This is a genomic window from Pseudomonas sp. HMSC063H08 (genome assembly GCF_001813645.1).
GTDB lineage: Bacteria > Pseudomonadota > Gammaproteobacteria > Pseudomonadales > Pseudomonadaceae > Pseudomonas > Pseudomonas aeruginosa.
In genome coordinates, this window is sequence record NZ_KV813550.1 from 1 (window position 1) to 251 (window position 251).

Here is a 251-nt window from a genome sequence, read left to right on the forward strand (position 1 = left end):
TCCCTGGCCTCGGCGCTTTCAGGCCAGTTCGAAGGCGACTTCCTGGCCTGCTGGAAGGTCGACGAGGACCGCTACGCACTGGTCGCCACGCTCGATGGCGCGATCGTCCCCGGCCAGGACCTGGTCACCACCTTCGACGAAGCCAGGGACCGGATCAGGAAGCTCTCTACGCGCGGCGTGCTTCGAAACGCACAGGTCTTCGTTCCCGAAGGATTCGAATTCCCCGTCAAGGACTTCGACATCGAGGAACT

1 pseudogene is annotated in these 251 nt (G+C 62.9%); it reads left to right on the forward strand.

What is annotated here, in order from left to right:
* Window positions 1-251, forward strand: a pseudogene (locus HMPREF2924_RS24885) (pilus assembly protein PilO); the annotation flags it as partial.